We start from the raw sequence: 19,963 nt of genomic DNA, 5'->3' as shown, positions 1-19,963 counted from the left end.
GCACGAAGCCCGGGGACTCCGTGGAACTACTCCCCTTCGGGTTGGTAGTGGGGTGCATTGTGCGGCTTGGGATGCACTGCGGCAAGACATTCCCCCGGGGGCACCGGTTAAAATCGGCGGCTAACCCAACCCCTCGCGAGTGAAATCCATGAGCGCACACGACATCCGTTCCGCCACGCGTCCCGATCCGGACCAGCCGCTGGTGGATATCGCCAACTACGTGGCCGACTACCAGATCGACTCGCAGGAGGCCTACGACACCGCGCGCTACATGCTTCTCGACTCGCTGGCCTGCTCGGCGCTCGCGATGAAGTTCCCGGACTGCGTCAAGCACCTCGGCCCGCTGGTTCCCGGTGCCGTGATGCCGGGCGGTACCCGCGTGCCTTTCACCGCGCATGAGCTGGACCCGGTGCAGGCGGCGTTCGCCATCGGCACCCAGATCCGCTACCTCGACTTCAACGACACCTGGCTCGCTGCCGAGTGGGGCCACCCCTCGGACAACCTCGGTGCCATCCTCTCGGTCGCCGACTACCTCTCGCGCAAGGCGGTCAAGGAGGGCGGCAAGCCGCTCACCGTGCGTGACGTCCTGGGTTACGCCATCAAGGCGCACGAGATCCAGGGCTGCTACGCCCTCAGAAACAGCTTCAACCGCGTCGGCCAGGACCACGTGATTCTGGTGCGCCTGGCGTCCACGGCGGTCGCCACGGCCATGCTGGGCGGCGACAAGGAGCAGATCACCACGGCGGTCTCGCACAGCTGGATCGACAACGGCGCCCTGCGCACGTATCGCCACGCTCCGAACACCGGCCCGCGCAAGAGCTGGGCCGCCGGCGATGCCTGCCGCCGCGCCGTTACGCACGCCATCAACGCGGTTTACCGCAACGTGGTGGGGTACCCGTCGGCGCTCACGGCGAAGACCTGGGGCTTCTACGACGTGGCCTTCAAGGGCAACGCGTTCGAGTTCGAGCGTCCGTTCGGCAGCTACGTCATGGAGAACGTGCTGTTCAAGATCAGTTTCCCGGCCGAGTTCCACGCTCAGACGGCGGTCGAGTGCGCCATGGCGCTGCATGGTCAGGTCGCCGACCGCATCGACCAGATCGAGAAGGTGGTGATCGAAACCCAGGAAGCCGGGGTCCGCATCATCGACAAGACGGGCCCTCTGGCCAACTACGCCGACCGTGACCACTGCATCCAGTACATGACCGCCGTGCCGCTGATTTTCGGCCGTCTCACGGCCGACGACTACAACGATTCCGTCGCCGCCGATCCCCGTATCGACGCGCTGCGCGACAAAATGACCGTGGTCGAGAATCCGCAGTTTACGAAGGATTATTTCGACCCCGAAAAGCGCTACATCGGCAATTCGGTGCAGGTTTTCTTCAAGGATGGGTCGAAAACCGAAAAGGTTTCGATCGACTTCCCGATCGGACACCGTAAGCGTCGCGCCGAAGGCATTCCGGTCCTGCTGAAGAAATTCGAGTCCGCGCTGCGTGCCGAGTGGCCTGCGGAGCGGGTTGAGCGGGTTCTCGAGGTCACTTCGTCGGCCGAAAAACTGGACGCGATGCCCATTCACGAGTTCATGACGCTCTTCACGGCTTGATAATGGCCGTGACTCAAGTATGAACGGCGGTTTTTAGCACGTGTTCAATTGTTTGATTTTTGCTAAACTGCCGCCGCCCGTTGAAGGGGTATCAAAGCGAGGGACGGCATGAAGTCCCCGGATTCGATATGAGATTTACGCGCGATTTCCGTCTGGGGTGGAGCGCGGACGCGAATACCAATAATGAGGAGACACCGATGAAACGTAAGGGCTTGTTTTTGCTGATCGGTTTGGCCCTGGGCGGCGTGGGTGCCGTTCATGCGCAGGAATCCGCTGACACGGCGGGTAACGGCTATGACGGCCGCTGGTACATCGCACCGACGGTTGGCGGTTACTACAACGACACCGACCGCAACACCAACAGCCGCCAGGTTTACTACGGCCTGGGCTTCGGCAAGTTCATCTCGAACAACGCGTCGATCGACATCTTTGCCGATCGCACCAAGCGCGATAACGATGGCAACGGCCACTGGTCGAACAACAGCTACGGCGTTGCCGCTCGTTTCTACGCTGGCGCGTGGGACAGCTGGCGTCCGTACCTGCTGGCTGGCGTGATGGGCTCGTACCACCACAACCCGGCTGACAACGGCTGGTCCCCGGCTGCCGAGCTCGGCGTCGGCGTGTCCAAGACCATCACCGACAGCTCCGACTTCCGCGTCGAAGCCGGCTACCGCTACGATTGGGACGACAAGACTGTCGAGTCCGAGAATGGCTACGGTGACTGGTTCCTCGGCTTCTCGATCGTCTCGCGCTTCGGCGAGCCGCCGGCAGCTCCCGCTCCGGTCGCCGCTGCTGTCCCGACCGCTCCGGATTGCTCGACGCTCGACAGCGACGGCGACGGCGTGAACGATTGCGACGACAAGTGCCCGGCCACCCCGGCTGGCACGATCGTCGGTCCGGACGGTTGCCCGCAGAAGGTCGTCATCGACCTGCGCGGCGTCAACTTCAAGTTCGATCGCCCGAAGAAGGGTGAGACGAACATCGGTCCGACCCTGCAGGAGCCGACCAGCGAATCGCTGGGCGTCCTCGACCAGGCTGTCGACACCCTGCAGCGTTACCCGGCCGTCAAGGTCACGGTCGCTGGTTACACGGATAGCGTCGGTAAGGACGCTTACAACCAGGGCCTGTCCGAGCGTCGCGCGAAGATCGTGTTCGACTACCTGACCTCGCACGGTATCGGTGCGGATCGTCTGGAAGGCCCGATCGGCCACGGCGAGAACAACCCGATCGACACGAACGACACGGCCGAAGGCCGCGCTCGTAACCGTCGCACGGAACTGCAGGTTCAGCAGTAATCCTTGCAAGATCGGTAACTGTTCCATGAAAGAGCCCGGCGAAAGCCGGGCTCTTTTTTTGTGCCGTTGCCCCTGTAGGAGCCAGCCCTGCTGGCGAAGCCAACAGGGCGGGGAAGCCTTGCCCTGCACGCCGCAAGCCGCAAGCAAACAGATTCCTCAAACGCGTCCTCGACGCAAATTCATCCGGCGCTGAAATCGGTCCGATTTCTCATTACAAGGCATGCCAATGCCTGCCAAGGTTCCGCTCCCAACAACCACGGATAGGAAGCACCACCATGGGATCTTATGCAGGCGAAAGATACTGGCCTAATCTGGCATACGTTCGCAGCTCCCTCCGCCTGACGTTCAATGGAGGATCGCTGAGCATCATGAAGACCCACATCAGTGAACCGAAGGCGGTGTACTGCATTCTTACCGTCGACTACAACCTGGCGTTTCGCAAGTGAGGCGCTGGGCCGCGGTGGCGATCATTGGCGTCCTTATCGCCATCGCGGCGTACCTGAATATCGCGACCTACCAGGAGTACTTCGGCGATGGGCCGCCTTATTTCGGTCGTCAGGAGAATCTCGATAAGTGGGTGGATCCCCGAGGATGGCTTGCGTTGAGTGATGCAGTACTCGGGTGCGCTGTATGGAAAGTTGCGATATCCATCAGACGACTTCGGCGGTAGCGGCACCATCGCCAACAGGGCGAGGAAGCAGCCTCCTTCGCTACGTCAACGCCACTCACCAGGCGTAACGAACCCGGCCATACCAGTAGGCACCATTGCTCCCGATCGGGGAGATCACGTCATACGGAAAGTTGCCCGCATACGCGATGTCCGGGATCGAGCGGTCAGGGTACTGATCGGTGATGTTCTGTCCGCCCAGCGCGATCGACAGTCGGTCGGTCGCATGCCACTCCGCCTCGGCATCGATCTGCCAGCGCGCGGCGTACGTCTGCTTCGGAACATAGCCATCGCCGAAATCGAACACGCGCGTCGTCGTCCCCTGGCGCGTGGCACGCGTCAGCAGCGACCAGCGCGCGCTGTCCCATTTCGCGGTAAATGACCCGCGCTGGCGAGGCGCCGCGTCGGTCAACGTGTTGCGTTCTTCCAGACCGAAGAGCACGGCATCTGCGCCTAGTGCGGCAAGTTCTGCAGGCGTGTCGCGGACCTTCCGGATCGACGTACGGTTGTAGCTGTACGTCGCGGTGAGCGTCAGGTTGCCGCCGTAGACCGGCTGCCGATAGTTGGTCACCAGTTCCGCGCCGCGCGTGCGCGTGTCTACCGCATTAGTGAAAAAAGCGACGCTCTGTACGCCGGGGACGCCGAAGCGCGTGGCGATGTAGTCCTCGAGGCCATCGGGTGCGATGGTCTCCGACAGCGTGACGCGGTGATCCACGTCGATGCGATAGACATCGAGCGACGCGTCGAAGCGATCCCCGATGCGCGCCGTCAATCCGAGGCTGTAGTTGCGCGATTTCTCCGGCTTGAGATCCTTCGCGCCGAGGCCGCGGGCCACCGGATTGTTGACCGAAAGAATCCGTCCCTGGACGAGGGTGCCGTCGGCGCCGTAGCCGGTGGACGTCGACTCGAAACCCACCTGGCTCAGTGACGGAGCACGCAGGTTGTTCGATGCGGCGCCACGAATCGCGACCGCATCGGTGATCGCATATCGCCCGCTCAGCTTCCCCGTCCAGGCGGACCCGAAGTCGTCGTAGTGCTCGTAGCGCGCGGCGGCGTCGGCGAAGAAACGGTCGGTAACGTCGCCGGAAAGGTCGACGTAGGCAGCGCTGACGTTGCGACGCAGGTCCGCCGTGTCCTGTGGCGTGAGGCCACCGCCGGCCTGGGCTCCCGTCGGGGCACCGACGATGGGTCCGACCGCGTATGAGGCTGCGTCGCCCGCATACGTCTGGAACCCTTCATGACGAAACTCCGCGCCCGTCGCCAGGGTGAACAGCTTCGAGCCCCATTCGACGGATCGACTGAGATCGAGATTCGCGGTCCCCTGGGTGTTGTCGTATTTGCCGATGTTGAAGCGGGTGGGGCTGTCATCGCCGAGCGACACATTGACCGTGTTGCGCAGGTCGTAGTCGAAGGTGTTGCGTCCCCAGGTCAGGCTGCCGTCGATATCCCATTCGCCCGCGCGGCCACGCGCGCCGGCGGTGAGGTTGACGTCGCGGTTGTAGCCCAGCGACTCCGGACGATACCCATCCGGATAGATCGATGGCACGTTGGCGTCGCTGTCCGGATAGCGGAAGTAGTTGTCGCCGATCGTCCGTCGCTGGGTGTACGTACCGAACGCATAGCCACGCACGCTGTCGCCGAAGGGCAGTTCCGCGTTGAACCAGCCACTGTAGTTTTCGTTGCGCGGGTCGCCCGCGGCGTAGTTACGCCTGCCCTGGAGCGCCAGATTGGCGGGTGACGGGTTCTCCCACGAGGGGATCTGGTCGGGACCGGCGCGGTTGGTCGCCTGACGGTCGTTGCCCTCGAAACCTCCCCGCAGAAAGCCACCGTCGCCGCCGAGCTTCGTCCCGGCCTTGGCGCTCACGTAGGCGCTCTGGCCGTCCGTGATGGTGCGATCGCCGGGGCGGAAGTTCGTGTGATACGCGCCGTATGTGGCGTTGACCTCGCCACCATCTGGCGAATCGTCCAGGATGATGTTGACCACGCCGGCGATGGCATCGGAGCCGTACTGCGCGCCGGCGCCGTCGCGCAGCACTTCAATGCGCTTGATCGCGCTGATCGGGATCGCGTTGAAGTCGACCGGTGTCGTACCACGACCGATCTTGGTGTCGCTGTTGACCAGTGCGGAGGTATGGAAACGCTTGCCGTTGACCAGTACGAGGACCTGATCCGGGCTCATGCCGCGAAGCTGCGCGGCGCGTACATGGTCCGATCCGCCCGAGTTCGACTGGCGCGGGAAGTTGAACGAGGGCAGCAGCGTCGCGAGCGCCTGGCCGAGTTCCCCGTTGACCGCGCCCGCGGAACGCAGGTCTTCCGGGGTGAGCACATCGATCGGCACCGGCGAATCGAGCACGGTACGATCCTTGGCATGGGTGCCGGTGACCACGATCTGGTCGAGGGTCGACGCGTTGGCGCGATCGGCTTCCTGCGCGGCGACGGGCAGGGCGGCAAGGGCGATCAGAACGGCGGAGGTGAGACGGGACGGGCGCATGAAGGATCCTGGCGGGCACACGGGGTCGTTGCCGCCGAGGGGCGGACGACAGAGGGGGCTGACGGATTGCGGCGTCAGTCGCGCGCGGCGCGGCCCGGGCGACATCGCGTATCGCCCGCGGGGCGGCGGATGACGACGGCGGAACGGGGCGGGCGCGGGATCACGGCGGGTGGTTCCAGTGGTCGCAGGAACGTGCGAACCTTTCACTATTTGTTGCATTGCGGTGTACGCTGTGTCAATAGGTCGGACGCCTAGCCGTATGGACGTCCGTTTCAGAATGCATGTGCAAGGGGTTCTTATGAAGCTGTTCGCCGGTCTGTTACTCGCCGTTTCGCTGTCCACGGCGGGGTGTGCCAGTCCCGCGCAGCGGGCGCCGGTCGCGGCGAACGCGAGCGCGACGCTCAGCGGTGACCTGGCCCATCCGGATGCGACCACGGGCTGGGTTCGCACCGAGTTGTACTTCGGTCTCGGGCTGGCGGACGGGCACGACGGAGTCGACGAAGCCGCATGGCGCGCCTTCCTGGACAAGGAAGTGAGCCCACGTTTCCCCAGCGGCCTCACGGTCATCGATGCCTATGGCCAGTGGCAGGGGAAGCAGCAGTCGCACCCCGAGCGCCTGCGTTCCAAACTGCTGGTGCTGCTCTATCAGGACACGCCGGCGCAGCGTGAGGCCGTGGATGCCATTCGCAGCGCCTGGAAGGCAAAGACCGGTGACCAGTCAGTGCTCCGCGTCACCCAGCCTGCGGATGTGTCGTTCTGATGGCCACCACGATCGCACCGCGCCGTCGCTTCGGTGGCGGCGACCTCAATGGCGTTCTCGGCCTCGTCGTCGACAACCTCTCACTCCTGGCGTTTCTCGCCACGGCACTCATCGGCATCTTCGGTATGCCGGCGGATCTGGTCTTCCGGAAGATGTTCCCGGGCACGGCTTTCGGCGTGCTGCTGGGCAACCTCGCTTACACCTGGATGGCGCGGCGGCTCGCGGCTCGCACGGGTCGAAGTGACGTCACCGCGATGCCGCTTGGCATCGACGCACCGACCACCATCGGCATGGCCCTGCTGGTGCTCGGTCCCGCCTTCGCCGGCTACCGTCAGGCCGGCATGGACGTCGCCACTGCCGGTGAGTCAACGTGGCACCTCGGCATGGCGTCGCTGGTCGTCATGGGCGTGCTGAAGTTCGTGCTGTCGTTCTTCGGCGCCTGGGTGCAGCGTTCGGTCCCCCGTGCCGGCCTGCTCGGCTCGATCGCCGGTATCGCGCTGGTGCTGATGGGTCTGCTGCCACTGGTTGAGATCCTTCGTGTGCCGGTGGTGGGCTTCGCCGGGCTTGGCATCGTTCTCTATGCGCTGATCGCGAAGCGCCGTCTGCCGTTCGGCCTGCCGGGTGTGCTCGGTGCCTTTATCGTCGGTGTCGCGCTGTATTACGGACTCGGCCCGGTCGGGCTGCTGGGTAGCGGATACCATGCGCCCGCCCCATGGACATGGCGCGTGGGCCTGCCGCTGCCGAGCCTCGGGTTTATCGATGCGCTGCCTGCGACGGTGCCGTACCTCCCGTTGATCCTGCCGTTCGGCCTGCTGATGGTGGTCGGCGGTATCAACGTGACCGAAAGTGCCCGGGCGGCGGGCGACGACTACGCAACGCGCGACATTCTTCTGGTGGAAGCCCTGGCGACGCTCGTGGCCGGGATCTGCGGTGGCGTGGCGCAGACCACGCCGTATATCGGCCAGCCGGCCTACAAGGCGATGGGCGCGCGGTGGGGTTACACGCTCGCCACGGGCGTGATCATCGGCCTCGGTGGCGTGCTCGGCTACCTGTCCAACCTCGTCGAACTGCTGCCGGTCGCGGTGCTCGCACCCATCCTCGTTTTCGTTTCCATCAGCATCACCACGCAGGCCTTCGAAGCGACGCCGCTGCGGTACGCGGGCGCGGTCGTCTTCAGCTTCTTCCCGCCGATCGCGAGGCTGCTGGCGATCAAGCTGGGCGATCCGACCATCGTCGACCCGGCGCATTTCGGTGCCCTGTTCGCCGATAACGGCCATGGCATCTCGGCGATGGCGGTGATCGTGATCCTCGGCAACGGCTTCATCATCACCTCGATGGTCTGGGCGAGTTTTGTCGTGGCGATGATCGATGGGCAGGTGCGCAAGGCCGCAGGCATCGTGGCGCTGGGCGGTGTATTGACGGCGTTCGGCGTCATCCATTCCGTCGCGCCGATCGGCTCGGTCTACCTGCCGTGGCTGCTCGACGCCGCGTCGCGGGCGCTGGTATGGCAGTTCGTGGCGGCCTATGGCGCGCTGGCGGCGGTGTTGTTGGCGCTGTCGCTGGGCGGCGAGCAGCCGGCCTCACGCCCGGTCGCCCGATAGCGAGGCAAGTCCGCGCAGGCGCTTGAATTGGGCCGTGCGGGCAGCCACCCTTGGGTATTGTCCCAAGGAAAACGCCGATGTCCCTCTCCGACCTGACTTCGCTCCCCGGTGTCACCGCGACCCCGGACGCCGTCACCCATGGCTACGTGTTCAACCACACGATGATCCGTGTGCGCGATCTCGACGTGTCGCTCGACTTCTATACGCGCGTGCTGGGTTTCACCCCGGTATACAGGCACGTCTACGAAGAAGCCGCGTTCACGATCGTCTATCTCGTGCTGGTCGGCGATCGCAGCCAGATTCCGGATAACGACGAAGAGCGCAAGCGCTGGGTGCTGGCGCAGCCGGGCGTGCTCGAGCTGACGCACAACCATGGCACCGAGAAAGACGCGGCGTTCGCCTACCACAATGGCAACAGTGAGCCGCGCGGTTTCGGTCACCTGTGCGTGAGCGTCCCCGACGTCAACGCCGCCTGCGCGCGTTTCGAAGAGCTCGGCGTCACCTTCCAGAAGCGCCTGAGCGATGGCCGTATGCGTCATATCGCCTTCATCCGCGATCCGGATCAGTACTGGATCGAGATCCTTCAGCCCACGCCGCTCGCCGTCTGACGAACACGCCCCGATGCCGACGAACCTGCCACCCATTACCCGCAATCTGCTGATCGCGAACGTCCTCGTCTTCATCGTGCAGACGCTGCTCGGCGACGACAGCACCATGGCGGTGAGCCGATGGTTCGCGCTGTGGCCGATCGGTCACGACATCGCGGTGGACATGGGGGGCGGGGACATTGCCGGCCTCGGGTTTCGTGCGTGGCAGCTGGTGACCTACGGCTTCATGCATGGAAGCGTCATGCACATCGTGCTGAACATGTACGCCTTGTACATGTTCGGCGGGCTGATCGAGCGGGTGATGGGGAAGCGGCGCTTCGTCATCTATTACTTCACGTGCCTGATCGCGGCGGCCGTGGCGCAGCTGGCGGTGGTGTACTTCTTCGAGCCGGAGAAGATGTTCCCGACGGTGGGTGCCTCGGGCGCTGTGTTCGGTCTGCTTGGCGCGTTTGCGATGTTGTTCCCGCGCGAGAAACTGATGTTGATTCCGATTCCGGTGGGCATTCCGGCGTGGCTGTTCGTCACGCTTTACGGTGCGGCCGAGCTGATTTTTGGCGTGACCGGCACGGTGTCGGGTGTGGCGCATTTTGCCCATCTGGGTGGGCTTTTTGCGGGGCTGGTGCTGCTTTGGGCGTGGGGAGTGAGGCCGCCGCCGCGGCGGGCTTTTTAGGTCGTTGAGGTCGAGGCATGGGTTCCGTTGCGTCGAGGCATGTGCTCCGCTGCGTCGAGGCATAGGCGCCGTTAGGTCGAGGCATGGGCGCCGTTGGGTGCCATTCTCGTCGCTAAGTCCTCCTCCGGCCTTCGCCTACGTGCGGAATCGCTCCGAGAACGACACCCAACGGCACCCTCCGACTCCTGAGGTTGGGGGATGGAAGAGCGAGGATCACAAGCGATAAGCGCGAGCACTAGGCGCGAAGCGGTGCATCGCGTCAATGGATGCGTGGATTGTCGATCGCCGAGCGCTGCGCGGCCCAGGCTCTGCTCTTCCGTCAAGTACACGGTCGCGCTGGGAGGGAGTGGTGGGCTGCCGTTCCTGGAGCGCTTCCGCACGAAGGCGAAGGCCGTAGGAGGACCTAGCGACAGGAACGGCAGCCCACCGCTCCCTCGCCCCACGGCGCCCGCCCCAACGCGATGGCGAAGCCGAGCCCCCCGCAGTGAACCTGCGAAGGGCTCGCACAGACGCACTCAACGCAGCGCGAGGAAGTCCGGGCTGACCACGAAGCGCACAGCATCCAGACGGAAGCGTGCTTCGGGAATCGCCGCCAGCAACGCATCGCGTTCGGCCTCGACCGCTTCCAGCTCCGCGTCGGTGATCGACGGATTCACCGCGTGCAGCGCGACCAGGCGTGCGTACTCGCCATCGAGCTCTCGTCGCGCCGCTTCCATGGCCTCGAGCTTGATCACTTCCGCACGTGCCTCGGCGAGATCCTGCGCGCGTTCGAGCATGGGCGGCACCAGCTTGGAAAGGAACTTGCGATAGCGTGCGACTTCGATGTTACGGTCGGGCGCACGACGCATCGCGACATCGCTCGGGCGGAAGCCGGCGCGCTCGCTGAGCTTCGTGTCGACCGTGAGTGCCAGCGGCGTGGTCGGCAGGAAACGGCCCGGATCCAGCGTGCGGTCGGCGACGATCTCAAGCACGAACACCGTCTGCAGCAGCGCGGTACGCACGGGCAGGGCGTCGTCGACGAGGAAGGCCGCGTTGCCGTTGTCGCCGGTGACCAGCAGGTCGACCGCGGCGAGCACCATCGGGTGATCCAGGCGCAGCAGCGGCAGATCTTCGCGGGCGAGAGCGAGCTCACGCGAGAAGGTCACCGAGAGGGGGCCATCGCCGAAGCCGGTGAGGCCATCCGTCGAGAGATACTGCGGGTCGAGCAGCACGATGTCCTTGGCGAGTTCTTCGGCGTGCACGCCGTAGGTCTCGAACAGCCGCTGGATGAACGTGTCACGTGCCTCGTCATCGTCCTCGGCGGCGAAACTGCCGGCGAGATCGTCGGCGTGCGGATCGCGGCTGGCCGCAAGTTCGAGCAGGTGGTCGCGACCGGCGTGAATGAGGGCGGACAGCTCCTCGTGCGCGCCACGCGTTTCCGCGATCAGCGCGTCGAGCTCCTGGTCGCGGGCGTCGTCTTCGCGGGCGTGCTCGTCGGCCAGCGTGGCCAGCAGCTTGCCGAAGCGGCGCAGCAGTTCACGGCCGTCGGCGGGGCTGGAGCGGAAGGCGTCCAGCCCTTCGTCGTACCAGCGCGCGAGGATGTGCTGCGCGCTCTGCTCGACCACCGGTACGTGGATGCTGATGTTGTGTTTCTGGCCGATACGGTCCAGACGGCCGATGCGCTGTTCGAGCAGGTCCGGATCCAGCGGCAGATCCCACATCACCAGACGGTGGGCGAACTGAAAATTGCGGCCTTCCGAACCGATCTCGGAGCAGATCAGCAGGCGCGCGCCATCGGGCTGGGCGAAGAACGCGGCGTTGCGGTCGCGCTGGACGATGCCGAGGCCTTCGTGGAAACGCGCCACGCCGACGCCGCTCTTCGTACGCAGTGCCTCTTCGATCGCCAGCACCTTGGCCTGGCTGCGGCAGAGAAGGAGGAACTTGTCCGTGGGATGCGCGTCGAGCAGGCTCAGCAGCGCGGCCAGACGCGGATCGTCGTGGTAGTCGAATTCGTGCAGGGTGGGTGGCTGCTGGAGATCCGACCGGAATTCGGCGAGCAGGGCATCGCGACGGCCTTCGTCGAGGCTGTCCGGATCGAGCACGCGGATCTGCGGCACACGGTGCGGAAAACCGCCGATGCCGGCGCGGCGGTTGCGGAACATCGCGCGGCCGGTGCCGTGACGATCGATCAGCGCGGCAAGGAGTTCCTCATTCGCGTCGTTGCGATCGACCAGCCCGAGCAACTCACGGTCGCCCTTGAAGCGGGCCTTGAGCAGGTCGCGGTGCGCATCGCCCAGCGGCTCACCCGCGACGAGCACGTTGGCGATTTCAGACAGCGCGCCGTAGCCCTCGGCTTCGGCAAGGTAGCTGTCCAGATCGCTGTAGCGCTGCGGATCGAGCAGGCGCAGGCGGGCGAAATGCCCGGCGCGGCCCAGCTGTTCCGGTGTCGCCGTGAGCAGGATGACGCCCGGCGTCGCGGCGGCCAGTTGCTCGACCAGGCGATAACGCGGGCTGGCGCCCTCCGGCGTCCACTCGAGATGGTGGGCCTCGTCGACGACGATCAGGTCCCAGCCGGCTTCCGTGAGCTGGGCGGCCCGCCTGGGTGACGACTCGAGGAAGGCGAAGTCGGCGATGACCAGTTGCTCGTCCTCGAACGGATTGCGTCCGTCGTTGGACTGCTCGATGGCCTCGCAGCGCTCCTCGTCGAAAATCGAGAACGAGAGGTTGAAGCGTCGCAGCAGCTCGACGAACCACTGGTAGACCAGGGTTTCGGGGAGCAGCACCAGCACACGGCCGGCACGACCGGCGGCCAGCTGGCGCGAAAGGATCATGCCGGCTTCGATGGTCTTGCCCAGACCGACTTCGTCGGCGAGCAGGACGCGTGGCGGTCGACGCGCCGCGGCGATACCGGCCACGCGCAGCTGATGCGGGACCAGACCGATACGGGCCGATTCCAGGCCCCAGGCGGGCGAGCGGCGCGCGTCGGCGCGACGGCGCAGGGCCTCGAGGCGAAGGTCGAAGCGGTCGTTGGTATCGGTACGACCGCCGATCAGCCGATCGTCGGCCTGCGAATGGGCTTGCTCGTCGTCCAGCTGGCCCTCTTCGAGCTCGCGGCCTTCGCCGCGATAGACGAAGAGGCCTTCACGCTCGTCGATACGTTCGACCAGGAAGGCGATGCCCTTACCGGAAACGCGCTGGCCGGCGCGGAATTCGGCGCGGATGAGGGGTGCGCTGTCCGATGCATAGGGGCGCAGGACGCCCGCTTTGGCGAACAGGACCTGCACACTGCGTCCCTCGACGCGGAGAATGGTGCCGAGGCCGAGCTCGGGCTCGGCGGTGGAAATCCAGCGTTGACCGGGTTGGAACATGCTAGGGGAGCCAAGGACTGCAAGGGGGGCGTTGATTATCCGCCCCCGGGGCCCCGATGCCTACCTTTTACGCCTCAGGTCTCGGCCCAGCGCCGCAAAAGGTTGTGATAAACGCCCGTCAGCTGGAGGATCGCGGCCTGATCCGCGCCCGAGGCGGAGAGGGTGCGGATGGCGGTGTCCATCTCGAGCAGCAAGCGGCGGCCACTGTCGTCACGCACGAGGCTCTGGATCCAGAAAAACGATGCGATGCGCGCTCCCCGTGTGACCGGGGTCACGCGATGAAGGCTGGACGACGGATACACGATGGCATCGCCGGCGGGCAGTTTGACCTCGTGCTCACCGTACGTATCGCTGACGATCAGTTCGCCACCGTCGTATTCATCGGGATCGGCCAGGAACAGGGTGCATGAGATGTCGCTGCGGACATGCTCCTCGCCGCGCCCGGTCGACATCACCGCGCCATCGATATGAAAACCGTATTCGCCGCCGCCTTCGTAGCGATTGAAGCGCGGCGAGATCGTGCGCAACGGCAAGACCGCCGCATGATAAAGCGGGTGCCGTGTCAGCGCCGCGACCACCTGGTCGCCCAGTTCGCGCCGCAAGGGCGATGCGTCGGGCAGTTGCAGGTTGCGCTTGACCTTCGCACCCTGCGGACCGACGGTCTGGCGACCGTCGGTCCATTCGGCTTCCGCCAGTGCGGCGCGCATCCCCGCGACCTGTTCCCTGGTCAGGACTTCCGGGATGTGCAGCAACATGACGGTTTCCTCGATCGATCAGAAGCGGACGTTGGCGGTGAGCATCGCCGAGCGCGGTGTACCCGGAGTGTAGCGGTAGCCGCTCTTGTTGATCGCCGCGACGTAGTTCTTGTCGAACAGGTTGTACACGTTCAGCTGCAGATCGAAGTTGCGGTTGATCGGGTAGCTGGCCATCGCGTCGAACACCCAGTAGGCCTTGGTGTATTGCGGCGTGCCGACCGCACCGTCCGTGCCGCGCTGCAGTTCGCCGGAGTAACGCGCACCGCCGCCGATCGTCAGGTTGAAGGGCAGGTGGTAGGTGGTCCACGAGGTGAAGGCTTTTTTCGGGGTGTACGCCAGATCGTCCGAGCCGTTCTGGGTGACGTTGGCACCCTTCTCGACGGTGGCGTCCATGGTCGTGAAGCCGGCACTGATCGCCCAGTTCTCGGTCAGCTTGCCGAGGGCGGAGATCTCGATGCCCTGCACGCGCTTCTTGCCGATCTGGTAATACAGCAGGTCGGTCGGATCCTGCACCAGTTCGTTGGTGACGGTGGTGCGATAAAGCGCGCCGGTCAACAGCAGCTTCGAGTCGAGCAGATCCCACTTCGTGCCGATCTCGGCGGTGCGCGCCTTCTGCGGATCGAAGTTCGGGTTGTCCGCACTGTTCGCCGACGAAGACAGCGTGAGGGTGTTGCCACCCGGCGGCTCCTGGGACTGGGCGAAGTTGACGTAGATGCTGCCATTGGCGGCGGGCTTGTAGAGCACACCGACCTTGTAGTTGACCAGGTTGTCGCTCTTGCTGGTGTCGACGCCCGGCAAGACACTGCCGGTGGGCAGGGCACCGCAGACCGGTCCGCCACGACCGCCACAGACCACGAGACTGCTGAAGTCGGTCTTGTAGTGATCGAAGCGGACGCCTGCGTTGACCTGCCAGCTTTCGCCGAACTTCACGGTGTCAAAGACATACGCTGCCGCGGTGTTGGTCTTGCCGCCGGACGAGGCGCCCGTTTCGCCATAGCGAAGGCCACCGACGTTCGAATACGGCTTATACAGGTTCGCCGCGGGCCATGTGCTTCCCGCGCGGGCGCCCATGCCGATCGTGCGGGCTTCCTCGTTGGTGAGCTCGATGCCCGTGCTGATGTCCTGTGTCACCGCGCCGGATTCGATCGTCGCCGTCAGGTTGGTCTGATTGGTCGCGATACGGTTGGTCTGGTGCTTGAACGTCGGTGTGCTGCGAGCCAGCGTCCAGGTCGAGGGATCGGTCGCGTTCGGCGTGAGCAGGTTGGCGGTCGAACCCATGAAGGAGGTCAGCAGATAATCCTGCGTCGTGCGGCCCCAGCGTGACGTATTGTGCAGCGCGACCTTGTCGCTGAAGTCGTGCTCGACGATGACCGTGAACATGTCCTGCGTGTCATGGTCATGGTCCTGATTGGTACCGTAGTAATTGTCCTCGTCGACCTTGCCGGCGCTGGTGAGGAAAGCGCGGGTATCGGGCGAGGTATAACCGGGCAGGCCGATGGTCGGGACGCCGCCATCGGGAACGTTGTTCTGCTTGATGTGCAGGTAATCGATGTATACGCGCGTGGGGGTGCCGAGGCCGAAGGCCAGCGACGGAGCGATACCCCAGCGGTTGTTTTCGATCCGGTCGCGACCCGCCACGTGGCTCTTCTGGTCCATGACGTTCAGGCGGAACGCGCCGGTATCGCCCATCTGCTGGTTCAGGTCGGCCGTACCGCGCCGACGCTGGCCGCTGCCCATCTGCACGGAGCCGGACACGCCGTTACCGAGTACGGGCTGCTTGGTGACCAGATTCACCGCACCGGTCGGCGCCGTACGGCCGTATTCCGTGCCGTCCGGACCCTTGGTGACTTCGACCTGTTCGATGTTGAACACGTCGCGCGACACGGTGCCTAGGTCGCGCACGCCGTCGACGAAGATGCTGCCCGACGTATCGAAGCCACGCATGTAGATCGAATCGCCCGTATTGGTCGAGCCGTTCTCGCCGACGTAGAACGTGCCCACGCCCGGACTGTTGCGCAGCGCTTCGGTCAGCGTGGTGGCGCCCTGCTGCTGGATCAGCTCGCGGTTGATCACCTGCACGGTCTGCGTCGTATCCAGCAACGACTGGGTGAATTTCGGCGACGAGACCTTGTCCACGCGGTAGTCGCTGGAACGATCCGCCTCGACCTGCATGCCGGGAAGCGCCTGGGCGTCGTTGACCTTGGCCTGCTGCGGCGGGGCGACATCCACGGAAGCGTCGCTGGCGATGGCGCCATGGGCGAGCGAGAGGAGAACGGCGGCGCCGACGGTACGTGCGGCGGGAGCGGCGTGCTTGCGGCTCTTGATGAAGGCCATGAGGATCCTTGCGAGGCTTGGACAAAAAAGGTCCGGACCCGTCGCGCGCACGAACTCGCCCGTCGCGAGTCATGGACTCACGTGAGATGCTGGTCGTTGCCCCTGATCGGGTAGCGGTGCGCGGGACTTAACCCGGTATGCACCGCATCGTAAACTTAATGAGAACGATTCGCAATGCTAATGCGAGCATTAGCCAAGTCGATCGAGGCGAAGCCGCATCCTGTCGTCATGGAGTCGGGCCATCGCTCCATACGCGGTACCCACCGCGGCAAGGCAACTGGCTCCGGTTAGCAGGATGAGCAGCAGAATCTGGTATTTCACCGCATCCACCGGATCGGCACCGGCCAGCAGCTGACCGGTCATCGTCCCGGGCAGGGTGATGACGCCCGCCGCGGCCATCTGGTTGATCACCGGCACCATGGCCGCGCGGATCGACCGTCGCAGCAACGGTGCGCTGGCGGTGCGAAACGTGGCCCCAAGCATCAGCTGCGCCTCGATCGCGTCGCGCTGATGGCGGACGTTGTCCAGTACCCCGGCCAGCGCGATGCTTGCCGCATTGAGAATGCTGCCGAGCAGGATCCCCACCAGTGGAATCGCGTAACGCGGGTCGTACCACGGCTGCGGACGGATCGCGGTCAGCAGGGCGAAGCACGCGGTGATCAGGACCACGCCGAGCACGTGAGGCAAGGCGACCACGACGTTGCCGCCGCGGAGACGCCGTACCGGTCGTACGGCCACTTCCCGGACCGCGACGAGCGACATCGCCAGCACCAGCACCGCCGTAAGCCAGGGCGAGTGTTCCGCAAATACATAGCGCAGCAGGTAACCGACGGCGACGAGCTGGACGACCATACGCACGGAGGCGACGATCAGCGCGCGATGAAAGCGCAGGCGCAACGCGATGGACAAGGCCGCGTCCACGACGAGCAGGAGGGAGGCCAGGGCGATATCGCCGGCATGCAGTGAGAGAGACGACGTCATGCGGTGAGCACTCCGCCGATCTGCATTTTCAACGCGCGATCGCCCACACGTGCCGCCTGCGCAGCGTCGTGGGTGACCCAGATCACTGTAGCCCCGTCGGCCATCCGTCGCGAGATGACGGTTTCCACCGCCCGGGTGGACGCGGGGTCGAGGGATGTGCTGGGTTCGTCGAGCAGGAGCAAGCGCGGCTCGGCCACCAGTGCACGGATCAGGGCGAGGCGCTGGCGCTCGCCGGTGGATGCCTCCTCGATGGGGCGTTCGAACAGGCGCTCAGGCAGGAACAGCTCCTCGGCCAGGCGGCGGTACGTCGCATCAGCGCCAGCGGGAAAGTGCTCGCTCACGTTGTCGGCCCACCATCCGCTGCGAGCCGGTACCAATCCCGCTCGCCGCCGCCACTCAGTCGCCGGCAGCGACGCCCGTTCGACCCCCTCGAAGCTGACCGCGCCCTCGTGAGGGTCGAGGTCGGCGAGCATGCGCAACAGCAGCGTTTTTCCCGACCCCGAGGCGCCGGTGATGGCGAGGCACTGCCCGGTCGGCACCTCGAACGAGAAGGGGCCAGCGTGCACGCTACGCAAGCCTTCGACGAATAAGCTCATGCGACAACCTTTGTGAACACCGTTGGTTTCGCGACCAAGGTCGCCTGCACCGCTTAGCTGAGCCTTAGGTGCCTCTACTCAGTGACCCCTAAGGTAGCCCTTCGGATAATGCGCCGGGGTTGCCGGAAACGTGGGTGCCCCGCCGCGCACGGATGCGATACCAGAATCTCAGTGCGCTGCCGAGGACGTACAACGTGAACATCATCGTGGTCGAGGACGACGCCCGGCTCGGCGCAGCCATCAAGCGCGCGCTGGAGCATCTGGCGTATACGGTCACGTGGCTGCGCACGGGCGCCGAAGGCCTGGAGGCGCTGCGCAGCCAGTCCGTCGATCTGGTCCTGCTCGACCTCGGGCTGCCGGAAAAAGACGGCATCGAGGTGATCACCGAGGCCCGCCGGCTGAAGGTGAAGACGCCGATCCTGGTCATGACCGCGCGTGACAGCGTCGAATCGCGCGTGCGCGGGCTGGACGCGGGCGCCGACGACTACATGACCAAGCCGTTCCATCTCGACGAGCTGGCCGCACGGATCCGTTCGCTGGCGCGACGCGCCCAGGGCCTTGCGGACAATCAGCTGGACGCGGGTGCGTTGTCGCTCAACCTGAGCACGCTCGAGGTCACCTATCGGGAGCGTCGTGTCGAACTCACCCGCCGCGAGTTCGCCCTGCTGCGCATCCTGATGGAGCGGCACGGCAAGATCGTCCGGCGGGAATCGATCGAGAGTTCGGTCTACGGGATGGAGTCGGACGTCAGCCCCAATGCGCTGGAAGTGCTTGTGCATTCACTGCGGCGGAAACTCAGCCCCGAGGCGATCCAGACCGTGCGTGGGTTTGGCTACATGGTGCCGCGAGACCTGACGTGAGCCAACGCGGCATCGCATCGCAATTGCGCTGGTCGATCGGGCTGCTTGCGGTGGCGGTGCTCATTCCGATGGGCTGGTTCGCGGCACGGCGCACGCTCGCCGATGTCGACGCGCTATGCGACGCCCGGCTGGCTCAGGCGGCGCTGGGCATGGACGCGATGATCGCGCAGACGGGTCTTGCGCATATCGAGGTGGCGCACGACAGTCAGTCGTTGCCCGATGTGCCAGTCACAGGGCACCTCGGAGAGACGCCGACCCATGAGGTCGAGGTGGGCTATCAGGTACTCGGCGCCGATGGCCGTGTGCTGCTGGTTACCGAGAACATGCGAAGGCTGGGTGCGCCGCCGGAAGGCGATGGTGCTTTCGGCGACGTGCACATCGACCGCCGCCACTGGCGCCTCTACACGCACCGGGATTCCGCCCGGGGCATTACGGTCACGGCGGGCGAGCGCTACGACAGCCGGCGTGACGTGCTGCGTGCCCTGTGGATCGAGCACGCCTTGCCGTTGTTGTTGGGTATTCCGTTGCTGGCAGTGGCGGTGCGCTGGTCGGTGCGACGGGCGCTGCGGCCGCTGGATACGCTGACTTCCCTGCTGACGATCCGCACGGCACGGAGCCGCGACACGCTGTTGCTCGCCGGAGCGCCCGAAGAAATAAGGCCTATCGTGGAATCTCTGAACACACAGTTCCGCCGGATCGGTCATGCCCTCGAGCGTGAGCGACGTTTCAGCGCCGACGTCGCGCACGAACTGCGTACGCCGCTCGCTTCGACCATGATCAATCTCGACAGCGCGATCGCGGAAAAGCGAGGCATGAGAGCGGCCGCCTCGCTTCCGGACGCCTATGCCAGCCTGCAATCGCTTGCTCGACGGACCGATCAGCTGTTGCTGCTGGCGCGACTCGACGATGCGGACGATATGCCGCGTGGTCGGGTCGACCTCTGCGCCGCCGCCCGGGCGGTCGTCGACGAGCTGCGTGCGACGGCTCGCGTGGACGCGCGGCATCTCGACGTGTCGGTACCGACCTTGCCTGTCTGGCTTGTAGCGCACGGACCCGCACTCGATGCGTTGATGCGCAATCTTGTGGAGAACGCCCTTCGGCATGCACCGGCGGGCGGACATGTATGCCTGACCGTGAAGCAGGATGCGAAGGCGACGGTGATCGAGGTCTGCGACGACGGCCCGGGTATTCCTCCGGAACGTCGTGAAGCGGTCTTCGAACGGTTTCATCGCGAGGCGACCAGCCTGGGCGATGGCTTCGGTCTCGGGTTGTCGATTGTGCAGCGGGCGGCGCGATTGCATGGGGCAAGCGTTGAGTTGCTCGATCGACCGAATGTGCCTGGATTGCTTGTCAGGGTCAGCTTGCCGCGTTGAACCTCGTTGAGCTGGACGTCTTCGC

The 19,963-nt window shown here is 65.1% G+C and carries 15 protein-coding genes; 9 read left to right on the top strand and 6 right to left on the bottom strand.

Annotation, left to right across the window (positions count from 1 at the left end):
- Positions 1-148 precede the first annotated feature (148 nt).
- From B5X73_RS17160 to B5X73_RS21070, 3 genes are all read left to right on the top strand, one after another.
- A complete protein-coding gene (locus B5X73_RS17160; RefSeq protein WP_036115368.1) occupies positions 149-1,600 on the top strand; it encodes a bifunctional 2-methylcitrate dehydratase/aconitate hydratase in 1,452 nt (483 codons plus the stop codon).
- Between the two features lie 197 nt (positions 1,601-1,797).
- Positions 1,798-2,895, top strand: coding sequence for an OmpA family protein (locus B5X73_RS17155; protein WP_036115365.1), 1,098 nt, complete (start codon positions 1,798-1,800; stop codon positions 2,893-2,895).
- Between the two features lie 275 nt (positions 2,896-3,170).
- On the top strand, positions 3,171-3,341 hold the full coding sequence (locus B5X73_RS21070) for a hypothetical protein (RefSeq protein ID WP_176167876.1): 171 nt from the start codon (positions 3,171-3,173) through the stop codon (positions 3,339-3,341).
- Positions 3,342-3,620: 279 nt separating this feature from the next.
- Here the strand turns inward: B5X73_RS21070 and B5X73_RS17150 are convergent, their stop codons facing one another.
- Complete coding sequence (locus B5X73_RS17150; RefSeq protein ID WP_079522684.1) at positions 3,621-6,053, bottom strand: TonB-dependent receptor plug domain-containing protein; 2,433 nt, start codon at positions 6,051-6,053, stop codon at positions 3,621-3,623.
- 298 nt (positions 6,054-6,351) lie between these two features.
- Here B5X73_RS17150 and B5X73_RS17145 point away from each other — a divergent pair, with 298 nt between their 5' ends.
- The 4 genes from B5X73_RS17145 to B5X73_RS17130 all read left to right on the top strand — a co-directional run bounded on the left by B5X73_RS17145 (position 6,352) and on the right by B5X73_RS17130 (position 9,692).
- Positions 6,352-6,813, top strand: coding sequence for a DUF3574 domain-containing protein (locus tag B5X73_RS17145; RefSeq protein WP_079522683.1), 462 nt, complete (start codon positions 6,352-6,354; stop codon positions 6,811-6,813).
- Positions 6,813-8,414, top strand: coding sequence for a hypothetical protein (locus B5X73_RS17140; protein WP_079522682.1), 1,602 nt, complete (start codon positions 6,813-6,815; stop codon positions 8,412-8,414). Before B5X73_RS17145 ends, B5X73_RS17140 begins: the two co-directional genes overlap by 1 nt.
- A 77-nt stretch (positions 8,415-8,491) precedes the next feature.
- The gene (gloA, locus tag B5X73_RS17135) at positions 8,492-9,022 is read left to right on the top strand and encodes a lactoylglutathione lyase (RefSeq protein WP_043692661.1); all 531 of its coding nucleotides are present in this window, start codon (positions 8,492-8,494) and stop codon (positions 9,020-9,022) included.
- 13 nt (positions 9,023-9,035) lie between these two features.
- Positions 9,036-9,692 (top strand): rhomboid family intramembrane serine protease, encoded by a 657-nt coding sequence (locus B5X73_RS17130; protein ID WP_079522681.1) that lies wholly within the window; start codon positions 9,036-9,038, stop codon positions 9,690-9,692.
- 515 nt (positions 9,693-10,207) lie between these two features.
- On the opposite strand, the gene rapA is transcribed toward B5X73_RS17130, so the two are convergent.
- The 5 genes from rapA to B5X73_RS17105 form a co-directional block, all read right to left on the bottom strand.
- Positions 10,208-13,039 carry an RNA polymerase-associated protein RapA gene (gene rapA, locus B5X73_RS17125; protein WP_079522680.1) on the bottom strand — a complete coding sequence of 944 codons (2,832 nt, stop codon included), beginning with the start codon at positions 13,037-13,039 and terminating at the stop codon, positions 10,208-10,210.
- Between the two features lie 74 nt (positions 13,040-13,113).
- Entirely contained in the window at positions 13,114-13,794 is a 681-nt protein-coding gene (locus B5X73_RS17120; protein WP_079522679.1) for a Fe2+-dependent dioxygenase, read from the bottom strand.
- Between the two features lie 18 nt (positions 13,795-13,812).
- On the bottom strand, positions 13,813-16,128 hold the full coding sequence (locus tag B5X73_RS17115; RefSeq protein WP_036115349.1) for a catecholate siderophore receptor Fiu: 2,316 nt from the start codon (positions 16,126-16,128) through the stop codon (positions 13,813-13,815).
- Positions 16,129-16,317: 189 nt separating this feature from the next.
- A complete protein-coding gene (fetB, locus tag B5X73_RS17110; RefSeq protein ID WP_079522678.1) occupies positions 16,318-17,109 on the bottom strand; it encodes an ABC transporter permease in 792 nt (263 codons plus the stop codon).
- Positions 17,106-17,705 carry an ABC transporter ATP-binding protein gene (locus B5X73_RS17105; RefSeq protein WP_079522677.1) on the bottom strand — a complete coding sequence of 200 codons (600 nt, stop codon included), beginning with the start codon at positions 17,703-17,705 and terminating at the stop codon, positions 17,106-17,108. Before B5X73_RS17105 ends, fetB begins: the two co-directional genes overlap by 4 nt.
- A gap of 194 nt (positions 17,706-17,899) precedes the next feature.
- Here B5X73_RS17105 and B5X73_RS17100 point away from each other — a divergent pair, with 194 nt between their 5' ends.
- Both B5X73_RS17100 and B5X73_RS17095 read left to right on the top strand, forming a co-directional pair.
- Positions 17,900-18,565: a response regulator gene (locus tag B5X73_RS17100; RefSeq protein ID WP_079522715.1), complete on the top strand. Its 666-nt coding sequence runs from the start codon at positions 17,900-17,902 to the stop codon at positions 18,563-18,565.
- Positions 18,562-19,938 (top strand): sensor histidine kinase, encoded by a 1,377-nt coding sequence (locus tag B5X73_RS17095; protein ID WP_254857325.1) that lies wholly within the window; start codon positions 18,562-18,564, stop codon positions 19,936-19,938. The genes B5X73_RS17100 and B5X73_RS17095 overlap by 4 nt, the downstream gene beginning before the upstream one ends.
- Positions 19,939-19,963 lie beyond the last annotated feature (25 nt).

Origin of the sequence: Luteibacter sp. 22Crub2.1 (assembly GCF_900167995.1) — a bacterium.
GTDB lineage: Bacteria > Pseudomonadota > Gammaproteobacteria > Xanthomonadales > Rhodanobacteraceae > Luteibacter > Luteibacter mycovicinus.
This window is presented reverse-complemented; position numbering and strand designations above follow the sequence as displayed.